A 20,399-nucleotide genomic window follows, 5' to 3' on the forward strand; every position below is an offset into this window, starting at 1 on the left:
GCATTCCCAGTCTGCGCAGGCAATGACCCTGTCCCCACAGTGCGGCAACGCCAACCACCTCAGTTAACATTCACCCCTCGAACCGCCCGGCACGCCAGCGCGCCCGGCGGCGGCTGCCGACCGGCCCTGGCGCTTTGTCAGCGGTACGGTGTTACAGGTGATTCGTGCGTCTCAATTCCATCAAACTCTCCGGCTTCAAGTCGTTCGCTGAACCCACCAATTTCATGCTGCCCGGTCAGCTGGTGGGCGTGGTGGGGCCGAACGGCTGCGGCAAGTCCAACATCATGGATGCGGTGCGCTGGGTGCTGGGTGAAAGCAAGGCCAGCGAGTTGCGTGGCGAGTCCATGCAGGACGTGATCTTTTCCGGCACCACCACGCGCAAGCAGGCCAGCCGCGCCAGCGTCGAGCTGGTGTTCGACAACTCCGACCACCGTGCGGGCGGCCAATGGGGCCAGTACGGCGAGGTGGCCGTGCGCCGCGTGCTCACGCGCGACGGCACCAGCAGCTATTACCTCAACAACCAGCCCGTGCGCCGCCGCGACGTGCAGGACGTGTTCCTGGGCACGGGCCTGGGGCCGCGCGCCTACGCCATCATCGGCCAGGGCACCATCAGCCGCATCATCGAAAGCCGCCCCGAGGAACTGCGCCTGTTCCTGGAAGAGGCCGCTGGCGTCTCCAAATACAAGGAGCGCCGCCGCGAGACCGAGAACCGCCTGCACGACACGCGCGAAAACCTCACGCGGGTCGAAGACATCCTGCGCGAGCTCAACGCCAACCTCGAAAAGCTCGAAAAGCAGGCCGAGGTGGCCGCCAGATACAACGCGCTGCAGGCCGATGCCACGCTCAAGCAGCACCAGCTGTGGTTCCTCAAGCGTGCCGACGCCGAAGCCGACCAGACCAAGGTGCGCCTCGATGGCCTGCAGGCCGTGAACGACCTCGAATCGCGCATGGCCGACCTGCGTGCCGTGGAGTCCGACCTCGAAACCATCCGCCAGGCGCATTACGCCGCTGGCGACCAGGTCAACCAGGCCCAGGGCAAGTTGTACGAGGCCACGGCCGAGGTGGGCAAGCTCGAAGCCGAGATCCGCTACGTGGTCGAAGGCCGCCAGCGCGTGGAGCAGCGCCTCGTCACCCTGGCCGAGCAGGTCGCCCAGTGGCAAACCCGCAAGGAAGAGGCCGACATCGAGCTTGAAAACCTCGCCGGTGCCGGCGTGGATGCCGAAGAACGCGCCGAGCTGCTGGCCGCCCAGGTCGAAGAGCAGGCCATGCAGCTGCCCGACCTGGAAGAAGCCCTGCGCCAGGCCCAGAGCCGCACGGCCGAGCAGCGCAGCAGCGTGGTGCAGGTACAGCAGCAGATTGGCGTGCTGGCCGCCGAGCAGCGCAGCTTTGACGAGCAAAGCCGCCAGCTCGACGCCCGCTTCGAGCGCCTGCGCACCGATCGCAATGCGCTGGCAGCGCCCGACGAAGCCCGCCTGATCCACCTGCGCGAACAGCTCGAAGAAGCGCAGGAGATCGCCGAAACCACCGAGGCCCGCCTGCACGAGCTGCAGGAGTCCGTGCCCCAGCTCGACGACGACCGCCGTGCGCGCCAGCAGGCCGTGAACACCGAAAGTGCCCGCCAGGCCGACCTGTCCGCGCGCATGGAGGCGCTCAAGGCGCTGCAGGAAAAGATCAAAACCGACGGCAAGCTGCGCCCCTGGCTCGCCAAGCACGGGCTCGATGGCCTGCAAGGCCTGTGGAGCCGCATCCACATCGAACCCGGCTGGGAAAACGCGCTGGAAGCCGCGCTGCGCGAGCGCCTGGGCGCGCTGGAAGTCGGGCGCCTGGACATGGTGCGCGGTTTTCTGGGCTCCGGCGGCAACGACGCGCCGCCCGCGCGCCTGGCCTTCTACAGCGCCCCCGCTGCGGGACACCCCGAGACATCCTCACCCCACGCCCGCCTGTCCGATCTGCTGCGCCTGAACGACGCGGGCCTGCGCGCCGTGCTCACCGACTGGCTGCAGGGCTGTTACACGGCCCCCACGCTGGACGAAGCCCTAAGCCGCCGCACCACGCTGCAACCCGGCGAAATGGTGTTCGTGCCCACCGGCCATGCGGTCAGCGCCCACAGCGTGAGCTTTTACGCGCAGGACTCCGAGCAATCCGGCATGCTGGCCCGCGCGCAGGAGATCGAGCACCTTGAAAAGGAGCTGCGCGCCCAGGCATTGATCGCCGAGGAGTCGCGCACCGCCCTGGTCCGCGCCGAGGCGGCGTATGCCGACGCCTCGCAGCGACTGGTGGCGGCCCGCCGCGAAGCCACCGAAACCCAGAGCCGCGCCCACGAACTGCAGGTCGAAACCCTGCGCCTGACCCAACTGGCCGAGCAGACCCGCGCACGCAGCCAGCAGATCGACGGTGACCTGGCCGAGGTCGAGGCTCAGCTGGCCGACCTGCAGGAGCGCCGCGTGTCCGCCGAAGCGCGCTTTGAAGAACTCGACATGCAGCTGGCCGACAGCCAGGAACGCGAGGCGCAACTGGGCGACCGCGTGATCGAGGCCGAGCGCAAGCTCACCGCCTGCCGCGAGCAGCAGCGCACGCTGGAGCGCCAGGCGCAAGAAGCCACGTTCTCGCAGCGCACGGTGGAGGCACGCCGGGGCGAACTGTCCCGTTCCATCGAAACCGCGACCCAGCAGGCCACAGCCCTGGCCGACGAGCAGCAGCGCGCGCGCGATGAGCTGGCCCGCCTGTCCGACGCCGCCGCTCAGGGCGGCCTGCAGCAGGCGCTCGACATGAAGATGGAGCGCGAAAAAGCCCTCTCAGCCCAGCGCAGCGAATACGACGACCTCACGGCCAAGCTGCGCGCCAGCGACGAGCGCCGCATGCAGCTGGAGCGCGCGCTCGACCCGCTGCGCGCCCGCATCACCGAATTCCAGCTCAAGGAACAGGCAGCGCGCCTGGGCCTGGAGCAGTACACCACCCTGCTGCAGGACGCCCAGGCCGACCTGGAGGCCGTGGCCCAGTCGATCACCGACGGCAATGTGCGCGTGGGCGGCCTGCAAGGAGAAATCGACCGCCTGCACCGCGAGATCGCCGCCCTGGGCGCGGTGAACCTCGCGGCACTCGACGAGCTGAAACTCGCCAGCGAACGCAAGGTGTTCCTGGATGCGCAGACGGCCGACCTCACCGAGGCCATGAACACGCTCGAAGACGCAATCCGCAAGATCGACGGCGAAACGCGCCAGCTGCTCTCGGGCACCTTCGACACCGTGAATGCGCACTTTGGCCGCATGTTCCCCGAGCTGTTCGGCGGCGGCCAGGCCAAGCTCATCATCACCGGCGACGAAATCCTCGATTCGGGCGTGCAGGTGATGGCGCAGCCACCCGGCAAGAAGAACCAGACCATCCACCTGCTGTCGGGCGGCGAGAAGGCCCTGACGGCGATTGCGCTGGTGTTTGCCATCTTCCAGCTCAACCCCGCGCCGTTCTGCCTGCTGGACGAGGTGGATGCGCCGCTGGACGACGCCAACACCGAACGCTATGCCAAGCTGGTCTCCAGCATGAGCCGCGAGACCCAGTTCCTGTTCATCAGCCACAACAAGATCGCCATGGAAATGGCCGAGCAACTGATCGGCGTGACCATGCAGGAGCAGGGCGTCTCGCGCATCGTGGCCGTGGACATGGAAAGCGCCCTCTCCATGGCGAATGTATGAAGCACCCCCTGTGTCGCTTCGCGCCTTGCCCCTCCAGGGTGACGACGCCCTCACTGCGGGGCGGGCCTTGTTCGGCGTCCCTGGCATGGGCTGCGCCAGTTTCATGCGCAGCTGGGTGTGCGCAGCGCAACGGATAGCCGAAAATATTTTCTATGAGCACATTGCAACTGAGTCTGGCCATCATTGGCGGTCTGGTGCTGGCCCTGATCGTGGCCTACAACGCCTGGACCTCGCGGCGCAATGCGCCCAAGCGCGCCTTGCCGCAAGAGCCCGAGCGCACGGCCGAGCCGGTGCTGCGCCAGGAGCCCGCATTCGATGCCGATGCGGCCGCGCCGGTGGATGGCGGCGCGTTCCATGGCCTGGACCGCGGCCCCGATCCTGCCAGCCACACGGTGGATGCCAGCGATGCCATGGAGCTGCCGGTGCCGCCCCTGCTGCACGAGCGCCGCCCGGGGCTGGACCCGCTGATCGACATCATCGCCACGCTGCAGCCCGAGCAATCCGTGTCGGGCGATGCGGCGCTGGCCGCGCTGCCGCCCACGCGCCGCGCGGGCAGCAAGCCCTTTGCCATCGAAGGCCTCAATGAGGCCACGCAGCAGTGGGAAACCCCCGCGCCCGGCCAGCGCTACCAGAGCTTCCAGGCCGGCGTGCAACTGGCCAACCGCACGGGCGCGCTCAACGAGATCGAGTTTTCAGAATTCGTGGTCAAGGCCCAGGCCTTCGCTGATGCCATCAACGCCGCCCCCGACTTCCCGGACATGCTGCAGGAAGTGGCCCGCGCCCGCGAGCTGGACCAGTTCGCCAGCGACCACGACGCCCAGCTCATGTTCGTGCTGCGCGCCCGCCAGGCCGCCTGGAGCCCCGGTTATGTGCAGCAGAACGCCGCCCGCCTGGGCTTTGTGGCCGGCGCCATGCCCGGCCGCCTGGTGCTGCCGGCCGGCATCCAGGGCTTGCCACCCGTGCTCACGCTGGGCTACGACACGCAGGCCGCGTTGGCCGACGACCCCGAGCAATCCGCCATCCGCGACCTCATGCTGAGCCTGGACGTGGCCCAGGTGCACCGCAGCGAACAGCCCTTTGCCCGCCTGCGCGAGGTGGCCGCCGCCCTGTGCCAGGCCATGGACGGCGTGCTCTGCGACCAGAACGGCCAGCCGCTGCCCGCCATGGCCATGGACCCGATTGCCGCCGACCTGGAGCTGCTGTACGACCAGTTGGATGGCCGCGATCTGTCGGCCGGGTCAGTGCTGGCACGGCGTCTCTTCAGTTGAGCGCTGGTGCGGTCATGACCGAGAATTTGGACCTGTTTTCGACCCCAGCGCCCGTGGATCCAGCGCAGCCAGCCATCAGAATCAAGGCGTTGCGCGACCAGCTCAACCACTGGGCACACCAGTACTACGTGCTGGACGCGCCCACCGTGCCCGACGCCGAATACGACCGCGTGTACCGCGAGCTGCAGGCGCTCGAAGCCGCGCACCCCGACCTTGTCACCCCCGATTCGCCCACGCAGCGCGTGATTGGCGCGGTGATGGACGGCCTGGTGCCCGTGCGCCACGCGGTGCCCATGCTCAGCATCCATACCGAGACCGACACCGAGGCCACGGGTGCGCAGGCTTTTGACGCCCGTGTGCGCCGCGAACTGGGCCTGTCGGATGCCGACCCCGCCATCGAATACGTGGCCGAGCCCAAGTTCGACGGCCTGGCCATGAGCCTGCGCTACGAACACGGCCGCCTGGTGCAGGCCGCCACGCGCGGCGATGGCGAGGTGGGTGAAGATGTCACGCACAACATCCGCACCATTCGCCAAATCCCTTTGACTCTGCCCGGCGGTGTGCCCCCGCTGCTCGAAGTGCGCGGCGAGGTCTACATGCGCCGCGCCGACTTCGACGCGCTCAACGAGCGCCAGCGCGAGCAGGGCGGCAAGACCTTCGTCAACCCGCGCAATGCGGCAGCGGGTGCGGTGCGCCAGCTCGATTCGGGCATCACGGCCCAGCGCCCGCTGAGCTTTTTTGCCTATGGCCTGGGCGCGATCACGCCGCCCGGCGATGGCGGGCCCGTGTTTCGCACCCATTACGAGATGCTGCAGACCCTGAAATCCTGGGGTTTTCCGGTCGCAGCGCAGGTGCAAATTGCGCTGGGTGCTGCGGAATTGGTCGCATTCCACCAGCAGGTGGGCGCCAGCCGTGACGCGCTGCCCTACGACATCGACGGCGTGGTCTACAAGGTGAATTCGCTGCAGCTGCAGCGCGACCTGGGCTTCAAGACGCGCGAGCCGCGCTGGGCCGTGGCGCACAAGTACCCTGCGCAGGAGATGGCCACCAAGGTCGAAGCCATCGACGTGCAGGTGGGCCGTACCGGCAAGATCACACCCGTGGCGCGGCTGGCGCCGGTGTTCGTGGGCGGCGTCACCGTGACCAATGCCACGCTGCACAACCTGTTCGAGATCCGCAAGAAGGGCGTGCGCGTGGGCGACACCGTCATCGTGCGCCGCGCGGGCGATGTGATCCCCGAAGTGGTGGGCGTGATGCCCGGCAACCGCACCGGCTACGTGCCCAACTTCCAAATGCCCAAGGCCTGCCCCGTGTGCGGCAGCGACGTGGTGCGCGAAAAGGGCGAGGCCAACCACCGCTGCACGGGCGGCCTGTTCTGCGCCGCGCAGCGCAAGGAGGCCATCCTGCACTTTGCCGCGCGCCGCGCCATGGACATCGAGGGCCTGGGCGACAAGCTGGTGGACCAGCTGGTGGATGCCAACGTGATCCGCACGCTGCCCGATCTGTACCGGCTGGGCCTCACCTCTCTGATTGCGCTGGAGCGCATGGCCGACAAATCGGCCCGGAACGTGCTGGCCGCGCTCGAAAAATCCAAGCAGACCACGCTGCCGCGTTTTCTGTTCGGCCTGGGACTGCGCCATGTGGGCGAGGCCACGGCCAAGGACCTGGCGCGGCACTTTGGCACGCTCGACGCCATCATGGATGCCAGCGTCGAGCAGCTGCTGCAGGTGAACGACGTGGGTCCTGTGGTGGCACAGAGCCTGCACACTTTCTTCCAGCAGCCGCACAACCGCGAGGTGGTCGAACAACTGCGCGCCAGCGGCGTGACCTGGCCCGAAGGTGCCCCTGCCGAGCGCGCACCGCAGATTCTTGCCGGCAAGACCGTGGTGCTGACGGGCACCTTGCCCACGCTGAGCCGCGATGCCGCCAAGGACCTGCTCGAAGCTGCTGGCGCCAAGGTGGCCGGCTCGGTCAGCAAGAAGACCAGCTACGTGGTGGCCGGCGAAGAGGCCGGCAGCAAGCTGGCCAAGGCCCAGGAGCTGGGCGTGCCCGTGCTCGACGAGGCCGGCATGCTGGCGCTGCTGCAGGCGGGCGCGGCGGCCGAGGGCGCGGGCTGATGGCACTGGCGCGGCGCGCACCCCGCCTGGGCCTGGCGCTGGGCAGCGGCTCGGCGCGCGGCTGGGCGCACATCGGCGTGCTGCAGGCACTGGCCGAAGAAGGCGTGCGGCCCGACATCGTGTGCGGCTCGTCCATCGGCGCGCTGGTGGGCGCGGCCCATGCGGCGGGTGAGCTGGAGCGCTTTTCCGACTGGGTGCAGGGCCTGGGCATGCGCGACGTGTTCGGCTTCATGGATTTCAATCTGTCGGGCGGCATGCTCAAGGGCGAGAAGCTGATTGCCTTCTGGCGCCGCAATTTCGCGGATTTCGACATCGAGGCCTCGCCCATGCCCTTTGGCGCCGTGGCCACCGATCTGCATTCGGGTGCCGAGGTCTGGCTGCGCCATGGCTCGATTGCCGATGCGGTGCGCGCTTCCATCGCGCTGCCGGGCCTGTTCACGCCGGTGGTGCAGGACGACGGGCGGCTGCTGGTGGACGGCGGCCTGGTCAACCCCGTGCCCGCTTCGCTCGCGCGCGCCATGGGGGCGGACATCGTGATCGCGGTGGACCTGAACAGCGACATCCTGCATCGCAACATGCACCCCCTGGCCGTTGTACGTGAGCCGCAGGCCGATGCACCGGAGGCGGTTGGCACCGACCCTGCAGTGCCCGAGCCCGAACCTGCGCGCAATGGCGACTGGATGCGCCGCCTGAAGTTCTGGGGGCCAGGATCTGGTGACGCTGTGGCGGTGCCCGTGCCGCGCGTGCCTTCGATGCTGGACGTGGTGATGACCAGCGTCAACATCATGCAGATGCGCATCACCCGCAGCCGCATGGCGGGCGACCCGCCCGAGGTGGTGGTGGCGCCCGCGCTGGCGCATCTGGGGCTGCTGGACTTTCACCGTGCCGCCGAAGCCATAGCGGAAGGCCGCCGCGCCGCCCGGGCTGCACTGCCGCAGCTGCGGCGTTTCATGGCATGACGTTTTTTCATCGCTGCAGGCGCTTTGACTATAAGCGCCTGAGGCACTTTTTATTCGGATTTTCATGGTTTCCCTGACTTCCCTGCGCGCCGCGTTCGCGCGGCTGCTGCGCCGGCCCGAGCGGCTGCTGTCGCTGCACAGCCTGTCCTGGCTGCTGGCCGCCTTGCCGCTGGCCCTGCTGCTGTATGCGCTGGTGCTGGTGCCGTTCACGCCCGGCATCAGCGACATCCGCAAGGCCAAGAGCGAGCTGCCTGCGCAGCTCCTGTCGGCCGATGGCAAGCTGCTGGCCGAATACCGCTGGGCCAACCGCGAATGGGTGGAGCTGAACCAGATTTCGCCCAACGTGGTGAAGGCCCTCATCGCCACCGAAGACCACCGCTTTTACGAGCACTTCGGACTGGACTGGCGGCGCACGGCATCGTCGGTGCTGCTGACGCTGCGCGGCGATCCGCAGGGCGGCTCCACCATCACGCAGCAGCTGGCACGCAACCTGTTCCCCGAGGAAATCGGCCGCTCGCGCACGCTCACGCGCAAGCTCAAGGAGGCGATCACCGCGCTCAAGATCGAGGCCTCGTACACCAAGGACGAGATCCTGGAGACCTATCTGAACACCGTGCCGTTCCTGTACAACGCCTACGGCATCGAAATGGCCGCGCGCACCTATTTCGACAAGTCGGCCGACCAGCTCAATGTGCTGGAGAGCGCCACGCTGATCGGCATGCTCAAGGGCACGGCCTACTACAACCCGGTGCTCAACCCCGAGCGTGCCAGGGACCGGCGCAACACCGTGCTGTCGCAGATGGTCAAACGCGGCAAGCTGGATGCCAAGCAACTGGAGCCGCTGCAAAAGCGCCCGCTGAGGGTCAACTTCGAGCGCCAGACCGAGGTCATGGGCCCGGCACCGCACTTTGCGATGCACTTGCGCAAACAGCTCATCGCCTGGGCCGACAGCAAGGGCTACAGCCTGTACTCCGACGGCCTGGTGATCCGCACCACCATCGACTCGCGCCTGCAGGCCTATGCCAACCAGGCGGTGGCACGCCAGGGGCGCCAGTTGCAGGGCGTGGCCGACGCCGCCTGGGCGCGGCGCGACGGCTGGGGGCCGCACAGCGCGCTGGTGCAGACGCTGGTGCGCGAAAGCGCCGAATACCGCAGCGCCATCGACAAGGGCGAAGCGCCCGAGGACGCGCTCAAGGAGCTGCTGGCCGACAGTGCCTTCATGGCCAAGCTGCGTACCGAAAAAACGCGCGTGCAGGCGGGCTTTCTGGCGCAGGACCCGGTCACCGGCCATGTTCTGGCCTGGGTGGGCAGCCGCGATTTTGCGCAAGACCCGTTCGACCATGTGCAGGCGGCGCGGCGCCAGCCCGGCTCCACCTTCAAGCCCTTTGTGTATGGCGCGGCGTTTGCCAACGGCGCTTCGCCCGACGACACGCTGATGGATGAGGCCGTGGAAATCCCCCTGGGTGGCGGCCGCGTGTGGCGCCCCACCGATGGCCGCCCGCCCAGCGACCAGCCCATGACGCTGGGCGACGGCCTAGCGTATTCCCGCAACACCATCACCGCGCAGGTCATGCAGCAGGTGGGGCCGGCCCGCGTGGCCGAGGTGGCACGCGCCCTGGGCGTGCGCCAGTCGCCGCTCGAAGAGGTGCCGTCGCTCGCACTGGGCACCAGCCCGGTCACGCTCAAGGAGATGGTGACGGCCTACAGCTCCATCGCGAACCTGGGGCGCTATGTGGAGCCGGTGCTCATCACGCGCATCGAAGACCGCCATGGCAAGCTGCTGGAGGCCTTTGCCCCGCCCACGCCCGAGGCGGTGTTTGACGCCCGCGCCGCGCAAACCCTGCGCAACACCCTGCGCGGCGCCGTGGACCGAGGCACGGCAACGGCCATCCGCACGCGCTACGGCATCCAGGCCGACGTGGCGGGCAAGACCGGCACCACGCAGGACAACACCGACGGCTGGTTCATCCTCATGCACAGCCGCGTGGTGGCGGGCGCCTGGGCCGGCTTCAATGACGGGCGCATCACGCTGCGCAGCGACTACTGGGGGCAGGGCGCCCGCAGCGCGCTGCCCATGGTGGGTGAATTCATGCAGCAGGCGCTGCGCGCCAACGTGGTCCATGGCCGGGACCGGTTCGTGGACGAGTTCGACACCGCACCGTCGCTGGACCGTTCGCTGGACAGCATGCGCGACTGGATCCGGGGCCTGTTCCGCAGCGATCCACCCGCACCGCCTGCGCCATCTGCCCAGCCGTCCCCCGCGCCCGCGCCGCGCCGCCTGCCACCGGTGACCACCGACGATGCGCCATCGTTGCCGCCCGTGCGCGTCGAGGAGCCTGGGGGCGCCTGACCTGCCGGGCTTGCGGGCGGTTGACCGCCTGCCCGCGTTCATGCATGGTGATGCCATGCAGACCCCGGCGAACCCTGCATCCAAAATACCTGGAACATTCCGGCCGCCCGTGCGTTGAAGCATCCGTTCACCATGGGAATCTGCAGCCACCTCGATGACGAAGCATGCGCCGCGCAAGCGCAGCGCGGCGACCGCGCGGCGTTTTCGGAACTGGTAGGCCGCTTTCAGGACCGTATTTACCGTTTTCTGGTGCGGCTGACGCGCTCGCCCGACGACGCACTGGAGCTGACACAGGAAACGTTTCTGCACGCCTACCAGGCCCTGGCGCGCTGGACGCCCGACGCCCGGCTGAGCACCTGGCTGTTTCGCATCGCCCGCAACCTGGCGTTTGACTGGCTGCGGCGCGGCAAGCGCGTGGCCTTTGTCCCCTGGGACGAAGACGAAGCCGCCAGCCACCCCGACCCCGCGCCGGCGCCCGACGCTGTGCTGGAGACGGCGCAGCGCTACCAGGCCCTGGAAAAGGCCCTGGCGCGGCTGCCCCCTGAACACCGCGAGATCCTGCTGCTGCGGGAGATCGAAGAAATGTCGTACGACGACATCGCCACCGTGCTGGACCTGAACACCGGCACCGTCAAGTCGCGCATTGCACGGGCGCGCGCCGGGCTGCTGGAAAAAATGCCGCGCTGAATGGAGACCTTGCCATGACCTGCCCACGACACTCCGACCTGTCCGCCTATGCGGACGACATGATGGCCCCCGCCGAGCGCGCCCGCTTCAGCCTTCACCTGGCGGGCTGCCCGGCTTGCCAGCACCGGCTCGATGAAATCACCGCGCTGGGCCAGAGCCTGCGCGCCTTGCCGTCGCCCCGGCTGGGTTTTGACCTGGCGGCGCAACTGAACGACCGCTTGCACGCTCCGCCACCGGGGCGGCGGCCAGCGCGTCAGAGGTCCGCGTGGTCCGCGTGGTCCGCCTGGCTGGGCTGGATGCCCGCCGGACTGGCGGGCGGGCTGGCACTGGCCTCGGGCATCTGGCTGGGCGGCCTGCTGCTGGGCGGCGGCGCGGCCATGGTGACCAGCGCCGGCCTGGTGCGGGTGTTCGACCCCGTGCCGCCGGGCGGCCTGTGCGCCGCCGCAGAAATCTGCCGTCTCTCGAAAGGAATGCCATGAACCGCCGCAGCGTACCGGCATGGCTGCTGGCCGTGTCGCTGGCCCTGAATGCCGGCATTGTCGTGGCCGTGGCCCTGCACCAGCTGCAGCCACCCACCCAGGCGGGCGCTGCCAGGCCAAGCGCCGTGAATCTGCCAGATTACCTGGAATTGAGCCCCGAGCAGCGCCAGCGCTGGCAGCAGCTCGAACCCACCTTCCTGAGCGACCTGGCCGCCAACTGGGCCGATATCCGCCGGCATCGCGAGGCACTGGTGCGGCATATTTTTGCCAACCCGCCGCAGCGCGCCGCCATCGACGCCGAGCAGTCCCGCATTGCCGCCCTGCAGGATGCGCAGCAGCAGCGCGTGATTGTGCAGCTTCTGGCCGAGCGCGCGCTGCTCGACGACGGGCAGCGTGCCCGCCTGATGGCCCTGCTGCTCAGCCGCTATGCCCAGGAATCCACCGAAGAGGAGCTGCTGCACCGCGATTGAGGGCAGCCTAGCGGTGCCAGGGCGGGGGCCGCCAAAGTCCGTGCATCAGCAGTGCATCAAAAAAGATGCAAAACAGATGGAACATTGGCGGTCGTCCATCGTTTGAAGCAACAAGGCCCGGCAATTGCCGGCCCTTTTGTTCAACCTACCGGAGTCTTCTCATGCAATCCCCTCTGTACCTTGTGCTCGCCGCCGCCCTGATCCTGCCGGTTGCCACGCTGGCCGCCAGCCCGGCCGCCCATGACCATGGCGCCGCCACGCCTCAGAAAGTCGAACGCAATGCCGGCAAGAAATGGCACATCGATGCCCCGCTGCGCCAGGGCATGAACGCCATGCACAAGGCCGTGAACCGCACGCTGCCCCTGGCCCATGCGGGCAAGGCGCGGGCTGCCGACTACGATGCCTTTGGCGCGGAAGTCTCCAAACAGGTGGCGTTCATCGTGGAAAACTGCAAGCTCGAACCCCAGGCCGATGCCCAGCTGCACGTCGTGATCGGCGAGATTCTGGGCGGCGTGGATGCCGCGCAGGGCAAGGAAGGCGAGCAGGCACGCGCAGCGGGGGTGGTGAAGGTGGCGCAGGCGCTCAACACCTACGGCAGCCATTTCAACCATTCCGGCTGGAAAGCCATCGCGCTGCCGCACTGAGTGCGCGAGCGAACCCCGGGCCGCACGGTGCGGGGGCGGGCTATTCCAGGTCGATGCAGTGCAGCCCGAACTGCCCGGCCTTGCGGTCGGCGAAATAGTGTTCCAGCGTTTCCTTGACGGTGCGGAACGCCAGCTCATCCCAGGGCACCTCGGCTTCGGTGAACAGGCGCGCCTCGATGGTCTCGTAGCCGGGGTTGAACTGCTCGCTGAGCAGCCGGGCGCGGTAGAACAGGTGCACCTGGCCCACGCGGCGCACGTTCAGCAGGCTGAACAGCGGGCCCATCTCGATCTGGGCGCCGGCCTCTTCGTCGGTTTCGCGGGCCGCGCCCTGGGACGTGGTTTCATCGAGCTCCATGAATCCGGCCGGTAGCGTCCACTTGCCCCAGCGCGGCTCGATGTTGCGCTTGCACAGCAGCACCCGGCCATCGGCAAACTCCGGCACGGTGCCCACCACATTCAGCGGGTTCTCGTAGTGCACGGTGTTGCAGGCCGGGCAGACGGCGCGCTGGCGGGTGTCGCCGTCGTCGGGCAGGCGGTAGACCACGGCCGTACCGCAGGCGCGGCAGTGTTGGATCGGGCTGCGAAAGGTCATGCGAAAAATAGGATTCAAACAGGCTGCAGGCGCTTGTGCATCAAGCGCTTGCAGTCATGAAAAGTAAAGTGAATGCGGGCAGTGCCAGGGCGGCTACACCACGCTCAGGCGCAGCGGGGTGAGACCCTCCACGCCGCCTTCGAGCACATCACCGCGCACCACGGCACCCACGCCCTCGGGCGTGCCGGTGTAGATCAGGTCGCCCGGCTGCAGCGCCCAGGCGGCAGACAGGTGTTCGATGGTCTCGGCGATGTTCCAGATGAGCTGGGCCACGGTGCTGCGCTGGCGGTCGGCGCCATTGACCTGCAGCCAGATGGCCGCATGGGCCACGTCACCTGCCTGTGCGGCCGGCGTGATGGGGCCGATGGGGGCGCTGGCATCAAAGCCCTTGCCGATGCACCAGGGGCGGCCCTGTTTCTTCATGTCGTTCTGCAGGTCGCGGCGCGTCATGTCCAGGCCCACGGCGTAGCCGTAGATGTGCTGCAGTGCATCGGCGGCCTGGATGTTCTTGCCGCCCTTGCCAATGGCCACCACCAGCTCGATCTCATGGTGCAGGTTGGCCGTGAGGCTGGGGTAGGGCAGCAGGCCGGTTTCGCCGGCGTTGACCACCACGATGGCATCGGCAGGTTTCAGGAAGAAGAAGGGCGGCTCGCGGCCGGTGAAGCCCATTTCCTTGGCGTGTTCTTCGTAGTTGCGGCCCACGCAGTAAATGCGGTGCACGGGGAAACGGTCGCCAGAGCCCACAACGGGCACGCTGGCCACGGGCGCGGGAGAAAAAACATAGCTCATGGGGGGTCTTTCTGCTACAGGATGGTCAATAGGGCGGGGCGCAGGCGCGGGGCTCTGGCGCGGTGGCGCCGCCTTGCACCAGTGTGCCACGGGGCCGGCGTGTCTGCCCAGCGGCGCTACACTCGCGCCCGGGGTGTTCCTGCCGGCGCAGACCGGCAAAGCCCACCTCCCCGCCAGCCTCCCTTCGCGCACCACCCACGCTCTGCAACCCATGAAACTGTTCAATTATTTCCGCTCGTCGGCGTCGTTTCGCGTGCGCATCGCGCTGCAGCACAAGGGGCTTGGCTACGAATACATCCCCGTGCATCTGGTGCGCGGCGAGCACCACGACCCGGCCTACACCGGCCGGGTGGGCGATGCCCTCGTGCCCACCTTGCTGACCGACGATGGCGTGGCGCTGTCCCAGTCCATGGCCATCATCGAATACCTTGATGAAACCCATCCTGCGCCGCCCCTGCTGCCCGCCGAGCCGCTGGCCCGGGCCCAGGTGCGGGCCCTGGCGCAGATGGTGGCGTGCGAGATGCACCCTCTGAACAACTTGCGGGTGCTCAAATACCTGGTGCGTGAGCTGAAGGTTTCGGAGGACGCCAAGAACGCCTGGTACCAGCATTGGGCGCGCAGCGGGCTGGAGGCATTCGAGCGCCAGCTGGAGCTGCTGGCGCAGCAGCGCGTGGCGCAGGGGCTGGCGCCTTCGGTGTATTGCTGGGGCGATGCCCCCACGCTGGCCGATTGTTGCCTGGTGCCGCATGTCTTCAATTGCCAGCGCTTCAATGTCCAACTGCAAGGGCTGCCGCTGACCATGGCGGCCTTTGCTGCCTGCATGGCGCTGCCTGCGTTTGCGCAGGCACAACCCTCGGCCTGCCCGGACCATCAGCCGTGAGCAGGCGATGAACCTCTCGACAGGGATGGCGCATGCCGACTGGCTGCAGCCGCAGTGGCCCGCGCCTGCCGGCGTGCACGCCCTGTGCACCACGCGGGCCGGTGGCGTGAGCAGCGGCCCCTATGCCAGCCTGAACCTGGGCAGCCATGTGGGCGATGCGCCAGCGGCAGTGCAGGCCAATCGCCAGCGTTTGCAGGCCGTGGTGCAGGGCGCCACCCCGGGTGCCCGGCCCGTCTTTCTGAACCAGGTGCATGGCACGGCGGTGGCCGAGATCGACCACGCCACGCCCGACGGCACCGAGGCCGATGCCTGCGTGGCCACAGAGCCGGGAGCCGTCTGCACCATCATGGTGGCCGATTGCCTGCCCGTGCTGCTCGCCCATGGCTCGGGTGCCATGGTGGGCGCGGTCCATGCGGGCTGGCGCGGGCTGGCGGGAATGGACGGGGTGGGTGTGCTGGAGTCTGTTTTTGAACGATTCAAGGCTCTGGCGCTGGCTGGTAAATCGCCATCAGCTATCAAAAACGAAGCGGTTGATGCGCTGGCTGCTGACACGATGGCGTGGCTGGGGCCCTGCATCGGCCCCACGGCCTTCGAGGTGGGTGCAGAGGTGCGCGAGGCATTCTGCCAACACCACCCGGCGGCCCAGGCGTGCTTTGCGGCGCAGGGCCAGGGCAAGTTTCTGGCCGATCTGGCAGGGCTGGCGCGGCTGCGGCTGCGTACCCTGGGCGTCACGCAGATCTACGGCAATGACAGCACTGCGCCCTGGTGCACCGTGGGCAATGCCTCACGGTTCTTTTCGTACCGGCGCGACCAGAGGGCTCTTGGTGGCAGCGGCCGCATGGCCGCCTGCATCTGGCGCGGCTGACGCTGCCGGCGCGGCACCCGGTGTAGCCCCTGCATCCGGCGGATTGCCAGCTTGCTCAGCGTCATAGGCGGCCTGCTGCGCCTGCTCGCGCGCCTTGATGGCCCGCTTGCGCGCGGGCGTGCCCAGGATATAGGCCACGATGCCGGCCGGCAGCAGCCCATACAGCACAAACGTCACGACAGCGCCCATCAGGCTGCCCGTGCTGCTGGTGGCTTCGGCCACGGCCATCATGAGGGTGACATACAGCCAGGTGATGACAACGAGGTACATGAGAACAAGAGAGAAGAGAAAAACGCGGGTGAACATTGCCTTGCGGCAGCAGGTGGGCAACAATGGTGCGCAAGCCCCGTGCGACCGACCAACCATTGAGGATGCAGCATGAATTCTGAAGCACTCTGGGCCCAAAGCGCCCAGCAATTCCAGCAGATTTTCGGGGACAGCTGGACGAAGGCGGTGCAATCCTTTCAATCCGCAGACCTGGCGGGCCGCACGCCAGGTGCCGCACCCTTGAAGTTTTCGCCGAACAAATTGCAGGCACTGCAGCAGCAGTATCTTCAGGATGCCCAGGAATTGTGGGCCCAGGGCCTGCAAACCACTCCCGAACTGAAAGACCGGCGTTTCGCGGGCGAGGGCTGGGCCAGCAACCCGGTGGCCGCGTTCTCCGCGGCGGCCTACCTGCTCAACGCGCGCACGCTGATGGGCCTGGCCGAGGCGGTCGAGGCCGACGCCAAGACCCGTGCCCGCATCCGCTTTGGCGTGGAGCAGTGGATGGCCGCCATGGCGCCCAGCAACTTTCTGGCTTTCAATGCCGAAGCGCAGAAAAAGGCCATCGAAACCAAGGGTGAAAGCATTGCCAAAGGCATGCAGAACCTGCTGCACGACATTACCCAGGGCCATGTGTCGATGACCGACGAAAGCCTGTTCGAGGTGGGCCGCAACGTGGCCACCACCGAGGGCGCGGTGGTGTTCGAGAACGAACTGTTCCAGCTGCTCGAATACAAGCCGCTCACCGCCAAGGTGTACGAGCGGCCGTTTTTGCTGGTGCCGCCGTGCATCAACAAGTTCTACATCCTGGATCTGCAGCCCGAGAATTCGCTGATCCGCTATGCCGTCGAGCAAGGCCACCGCACCTTTGTGGTGAGCTGGCGCAACCCCGACGACTCCCTGGGCCACAAGACCTGGGATGACTATGTCGAAGACGGCGTGATGGCCGCCATCGACGTGGTGCAGAACATCACGGGTGCCGAACAGATCAATGCCCTGGGTTTTTGCGTGGGCGGCACCATCCTGAGCAATGCGCTGGCCGTGCTGGCTGCGCGCGGCGATGAGCCCGTGGCCAGCGCCACCTTTTTGACCACGCTCATCGACTTCACCGACACCGGCATCCTGGACGTGTTCATCGACGAGAACTTCGTGAAGTTCCGCGAGATGCAGATGGGCAAGGGCGGGCTCATGAAAGGGCAGGACCTGGCCTCGACCTTCAGCTTCCTGCGGCCCAACGATCTGGTGTGGAACTACGTGGTGGGCAACTACCTCAAGGGCGAAACACCGCCACCGTTCGATCTGCTGTACTGGAACAGCGACAGCACCAACCTGCCCGGGCCGTTCTACGCCTGGTACCTGCGCAATTTCTACCTCGAAAACAACCTGGTCCAGCCCGGCAAGCTCACCGTCTGCGGCGAGAAGATGGACCTGACCAACCTCACGCTGCCGGTCTATATCTACGGCTCGCGCGAAGACCATATCGTGCCCATCAATGCGGCCTATGCCTCCACCCAGGTGCTGCCCGGCAAGAAGCGCTTTGTGATGGGCGCCTCGGGGCATATCGCCGGTGTGATCAACCCGCCCGCCAAGGGCAAGCGCAGCCACTGGATTCGCGCCGACGGCAAGCTGCCCGCAACGCTCGACCAATGGCTGGAAGGCGCCACGGAGTACCCGGGTAGCTGGTGGACCGACTGGTCCGGCTGGCTCAAGGGCCACGCCGGCAAACAGGTTGCGGCACCCAAGGCCTACGGCAAAGGCGCCCGGTTCAAGGCCATCGAGCCGGCACCTGGCCGCTACGTGAAGCAAAAGGCCTGAGCGAACCGCTCCAAAGGGCTGCGAGAATCTGAAAACTCTCCGGGGCGCGTGCTTTCGCCCCCACCGATTTACTTCGAAAGGACTTTCCATGGAAGACATCGTCATTGTTTCTGCTGCCCGCACTGCCGTGGGTAAATTTGGTGGCGCTCTGGCCAAGACGCCCGCCACCGAACTGGGCTCCATCGTGATCCGCGAGGCCATCGCGCGGGCCGGGCTGGCGTCCGACCAGATCGGCGAAGTCATCATGGGCCAGGTGCTGACGGCTGGCGTAGGCCAGAACCCCGCGCGCCAGGCGATGATGAAGGCCGGCGTGGCCAAGGAAACACCGGCCCTCACCATCAATGCAGTCTGTGGCTCGGGCCTCAAGGCGGTGATGCTGGCGGCCCAGGCCGTGGCCTGGGGTGACAGCGAAATCGTGGTGGCCGGCGGCCAGGAAAACATGAGCCTTTCGCCCCACGTGCTCAACGGTTCGCGCGACGGCCAGCGCATGGGCGACTGGAAAATGGTCGACTCCATGATCGTCGATGGCCTGTGGGACGTGTACAACCAGTACCACATGGGCATCACGGCAGAAAACGTGGCCAAGGCCTACGGCATCACCCGCGACATGCAGGACGCCCTGGCCCTGGGCAGCCAGCAAAAGGCCGCCGCCGCGCAGGACGCAGGCAAGTTTGCCGATGAAATCGTGGGCGTGAGCCTGGCCCAGAAGAAGGGCGACCCCATCCTCTTCAATGCCGACGAATACCTGAACCGCAAGACCAATGCCGAAGTGCTGACCGGCCTGCGCCCGGCCTTCGACAAGGCGGGCAGCGTGACGGCGGGCAATGCCTCGGGCATCAACGATGGCGCCGCTGCCGTGGTGGTGATGAGCGCCAAGAAGGCTGCCGCCCTGGGCCTCAAGCCCCTGGCCCGCATTGCCGCCTTTGGCACCAGCGGCCTCGACCCGGCCACCATGGGCATGGGCCCGGTGCCCGCCTCGCGCAAGGCGCTGCAGCGCGCGGGCTGGAACGCTGCCGACGTGGACCTGTTCGAGCTGAACGAAGCCTTTGCAGCGCAAGCCTGCGCCGTCAACAAGGAACTGGCCATCGACCCCGCGAAGGTCAACGTGAACGGTGGCGCCATTGCCATCGGCCACCCCATTGGTGCGTCCGGCTGCCGCATCCTGGTCACGCTGCTGCACGAGATGCAGCGCCGCGACGCCCGGAAGGGCCTGGCGGCGCTGTGCATTGGCGGAGGGATGGGCGTGTCGCTGGCGCTGGAGCGCTGAGGGTACCCGCACGCCGCCTGCAAAGGCCCCCTTCAGAAGCCGCGTTGCCACGCGGCTTTTTTGTTGCCGGTGGTGTTTGATGCCGCAGGCAGGGCGCACAGGCCTGTGCCCGCGGAGGCAGCCGCTGCGGGTGTGCTTATGCCGAAACGCGGTCTGGCGAGGACGGTTTGTGCCGGATCGCGGCCCTTTCTGCCATGCACAGCACGCGGGTGGGGATCGATCGGTGCAGTCTTGCAGAAAAAACGAAGGCTTCCGTGTTTTTCTTCACCGCAGCGTATCAATTCTTGGGTAGAGTGGGTGCGGAGCACATCACAACCAGGAGAAATCAAATGAGCCAGAAAGTAGCGTATGTCACCGGCGGCATGGGTGGCATCGGCACCGCCATCTGCCAGCGTTTGCACAAGGAGGGGTTCACGGTCATCGCCGGCTGTGGCCCCACGCGAGACTTCAGCAAGTGGCTCGATGAGCAAAAAGCGCTGGGCTACACCTTTTACGCATCGGTGGGCAATGTCGGCGACTGGGATTCCACCGTGGAAGCCTTCACCAAGACCAAGGCCGAACATGGTTCGATCGATGTGCTGGTGAACAACGCCGGTATCACGCGCGATCGCATGTTCCTCAAGATGACCCGCGAGGACTGGGACCAGGTGATCGAGACCAACCTCAACAGCATGTTCAATGTCACCAAGCAGGTGGTGGCCGACATGGTGGAAAAGGGCTGGGGCCGCATCATCAACATCAGCAGCGTGAATGGCGAGAAGGGCCAGGCGGGGCAGACCAACTATTCGGCCGCCAAGGCCGGCATGCACGGCTTTTCCATGGCGCTGGCGCAGGAACTGGCCACCAAGGGCGTGACGGTGAATACCGTGAGCCCGGGTTACATCGGCACTGACATGGTCAAGGCCATTCGCCCCGATGTGCTGGAGAAGATCGTGGCCACCGTGCCCGTCAAGCGCCTGGGCGAGCCCAGCGAAATTGCCTCCATCATCGCCTGGCTGGCTTCGGAAGAGGGAGGCTACGCCACCGGGGCTGATTTCTCCGTCAACGGTGGCTTGCACATGGGCTGACACGAAGCCCCGAAGCCGACAACAAAAAACCCCGCATTGCGGGGTTTTTTGTTGAGAGGAACATGGATGAAGGGGCTACCACCGCCATGGTGGGCGGCTGCCACGCCCTCAAAGGCGGGCCGGTGCGCGTTTGCGGTCGCGTTCGTCTTCGGGCCAAGCGGACAAGATTGCGGTGGTATTCATACTGGAAAACTCCT

Annotated in this window: 17 protein-coding genes; 14 read left to right on the forward strand and 3 right to left on the reverse strand. The window is 67.0% G+C overall.

Annotated features, from left to right (window positions below):
- Positions 1-164: 164 nt before the first annotated feature.
- From smc to AC1RDS_RS16415, 9 genes are all read left to right on the forward strand, one after another.
- Complete coding sequence (gene smc, locus AC1RDS_RS16375; RefSeq protein ID WP_348683772.1) at positions 165-3,689, forward strand: chromosome segregation protein SMC; 3,525 nt, start codon at positions 165-167, stop codon at positions 3,687-3,689.
- Positions 3,690-3,841: 152 nt separating this feature from the next.
- Positions 3,842-4,957: a cell division protein FtsZ gene (locus AC1RDS_RS16380; RefSeq protein WP_348683774.1), complete on the forward strand. Its 1,116-nt coding sequence runs from the start codon at positions 3,842-3,844 to the stop codon at positions 4,955-4,957.
- 14 nt (positions 4,958-4,971) lie between these two features.
- Positions 4,972-7,074: an NAD-dependent DNA ligase LigA gene (gene ligA, locus AC1RDS_RS16385; protein WP_287880386.1), complete on the forward strand. Its 2,103-nt coding sequence runs from the start codon at positions 4,972-4,974 to the stop codon at positions 7,072-7,074.
- Positions 7,074-8,033 carry a patatin-like phospholipase family protein gene (locus AC1RDS_RS16390; RefSeq protein WP_092698438.1) on the forward strand — a complete coding sequence of 320 codons (960 nt, stop codon included), beginning with the start codon at positions 7,074-7,076 and terminating at the stop codon, positions 8,031-8,033. The genes ligA and AC1RDS_RS16390 overlap by 1 nt, the downstream gene beginning before the upstream one ends.
- A 64-nt stretch (positions 8,034-8,097) precedes the next feature.
- Positions 8,098-10,383, forward strand: coding sequence for a penicillin-binding protein 1A (locus AC1RDS_RS16395; RefSeq protein ID WP_092698436.1), 2,286 nt, complete (start codon positions 8,098-8,100; stop codon positions 10,381-10,383).
- A 132-nt stretch (positions 10,384-10,515) separates the two neighbouring features.
- Positions 10,516-11,070 (forward strand): sigma-70 family RNA polymerase sigma factor, encoded by a 555-nt coding sequence (locus tag AC1RDS_RS16400; RefSeq protein ID WP_092698527.1) that lies wholly within the window; start codon positions 10,516-10,518, stop codon positions 11,068-11,070.
- Between the two features lie 14 nt (positions 11,071-11,084).
- A complete protein-coding gene (locus AC1RDS_RS16405) occupies positions 11,085-11,549 on the forward strand; it encodes an anti-sigma factor family protein (protein ID WP_287880382.1) in 465 nt (154 codons plus the stop codon).
- Entirely contained in the window at positions 11,546-12,019 is a 474-nt protein-coding gene (locus AC1RDS_RS16410; protein WP_092698432.1) for a Spy/CpxP family protein refolding chaperone, read from the forward strand. Before AC1RDS_RS16405 ends, AC1RDS_RS16410 begins: the two co-directional genes overlap by 4 nt.
- A 161-nt stretch (positions 12,020-12,180) precedes the next feature.
- A complete protein-coding gene (locus AC1RDS_RS16415; protein ID WP_348683777.1) occupies positions 12,181-12,663 on the forward strand; it encodes a hypothetical protein in 483 nt (160 codons plus the stop codon).
- A 40-nt stretch (positions 12,664-12,703) separates the two neighbouring features.
- Here AC1RDS_RS16415 and AC1RDS_RS16420 read toward each other — a convergent pair whose 3' ends face one another.
- Positions 12,704-13,255, reverse strand: coding sequence for an NUDIX hydrolase (locus AC1RDS_RS16420; protein ID WP_026436540.1), 552 nt, complete (start codon positions 13,253-13,255; stop codon positions 12,704-12,706).
- A 93-nt stretch (positions 13,256-13,348) separates the two neighbouring features.
- Positions 13,349-14,044: a fumarylacetoacetate hydrolase family protein gene (locus tag AC1RDS_RS16425; RefSeq protein WP_092698428.1), complete on the reverse strand. Its 696-nt coding sequence runs from the start codon at positions 14,042-14,044 to the stop codon at positions 13,349-13,351.
- A 211-nt stretch (positions 14,045-14,255) separates the two neighbouring features.
- Between AC1RDS_RS16425 and maiA the strand changes: the two genes are divergently transcribed.
- Both maiA and pgeF read left to right on the forward strand, forming a co-directional pair.
- Complete coding sequence (gene maiA, locus AC1RDS_RS16430; RefSeq protein ID WP_092698525.1) at positions 14,256-14,924, forward strand: maleylacetoacetate isomerase; 669 nt, start codon at positions 14,256-14,258, stop codon at positions 14,922-14,924.
- A 7-nt stretch (positions 14,925-14,931) separates the two neighbouring features.
- On the forward strand, positions 14,932-15,789 hold the full coding sequence (gene pgeF, locus AC1RDS_RS16435; protein WP_092698426.1) for a peptidoglycan editing factor PgeF: 858 nt from the start codon (positions 14,932-14,934) through the stop codon (positions 15,787-15,789).
- On the opposite strand, the gene AC1RDS_RS16440 is transcribed toward pgeF, so the two are convergent.
- Positions 15,709-16,059 (reverse strand): hypothetical protein, encoded by a 351-nt coding sequence (locus AC1RDS_RS16440; protein WP_092698424.1) that lies wholly within the window; start codon positions 16,057-16,059, stop codon positions 15,709-15,711. The two genes, pgeF and AC1RDS_RS16440, sit on opposite strands and share 81 nt — an antisense overlap.
- A 108-nt stretch (positions 16,060-16,167) precedes the next feature.
- On the opposite strand from AC1RDS_RS16440, the gene AC1RDS_RS16445 reads away from it, so the two are divergent.
- The 3 genes from AC1RDS_RS16445 (at position 16,168) to phbB (ending at position 20,202) form a co-directional block, all read left to right on the forward strand.
- Positions 16,168-17,868 carry a PHA/PHB synthase family protein gene (locus tag AC1RDS_RS16445; protein WP_348683780.1) on the forward strand — a complete coding sequence of 567 codons (1,701 nt, stop codon included), beginning with the start codon at positions 16,168-16,170 and terminating at the stop codon, positions 17,866-17,868.
- Positions 17,869-17,956: 88 nt separating this feature from the next.
- Positions 17,957-19,135: an acetyl-CoA C-acetyltransferase gene (locus AC1RDS_RS16450; protein WP_348683782.1), complete on the forward strand. Its 1,179-nt coding sequence runs from the start codon at positions 17,957-17,959 to the stop codon at positions 19,133-19,135.
- A gap of 329 nt (positions 19,136-19,464) precedes the next feature.
- The gene (gene phbB / locus AC1RDS_RS16455; RefSeq protein ID WP_092698418.1) at positions 19,465-20,202 is read left to right on the forward strand and encodes an acetoacetyl-CoA reductase; all 738 of its coding nucleotides are present in this window, start codon (positions 19,465-19,467) and stop codon (positions 20,200-20,202) included.
- The last annotated feature ends 197 nt before the right edge of the window (positions 20,203-20,399 follow it).

This window comes from Acidovorax sp. GW823-FHT02H02 (assembly GCF_058797075.1).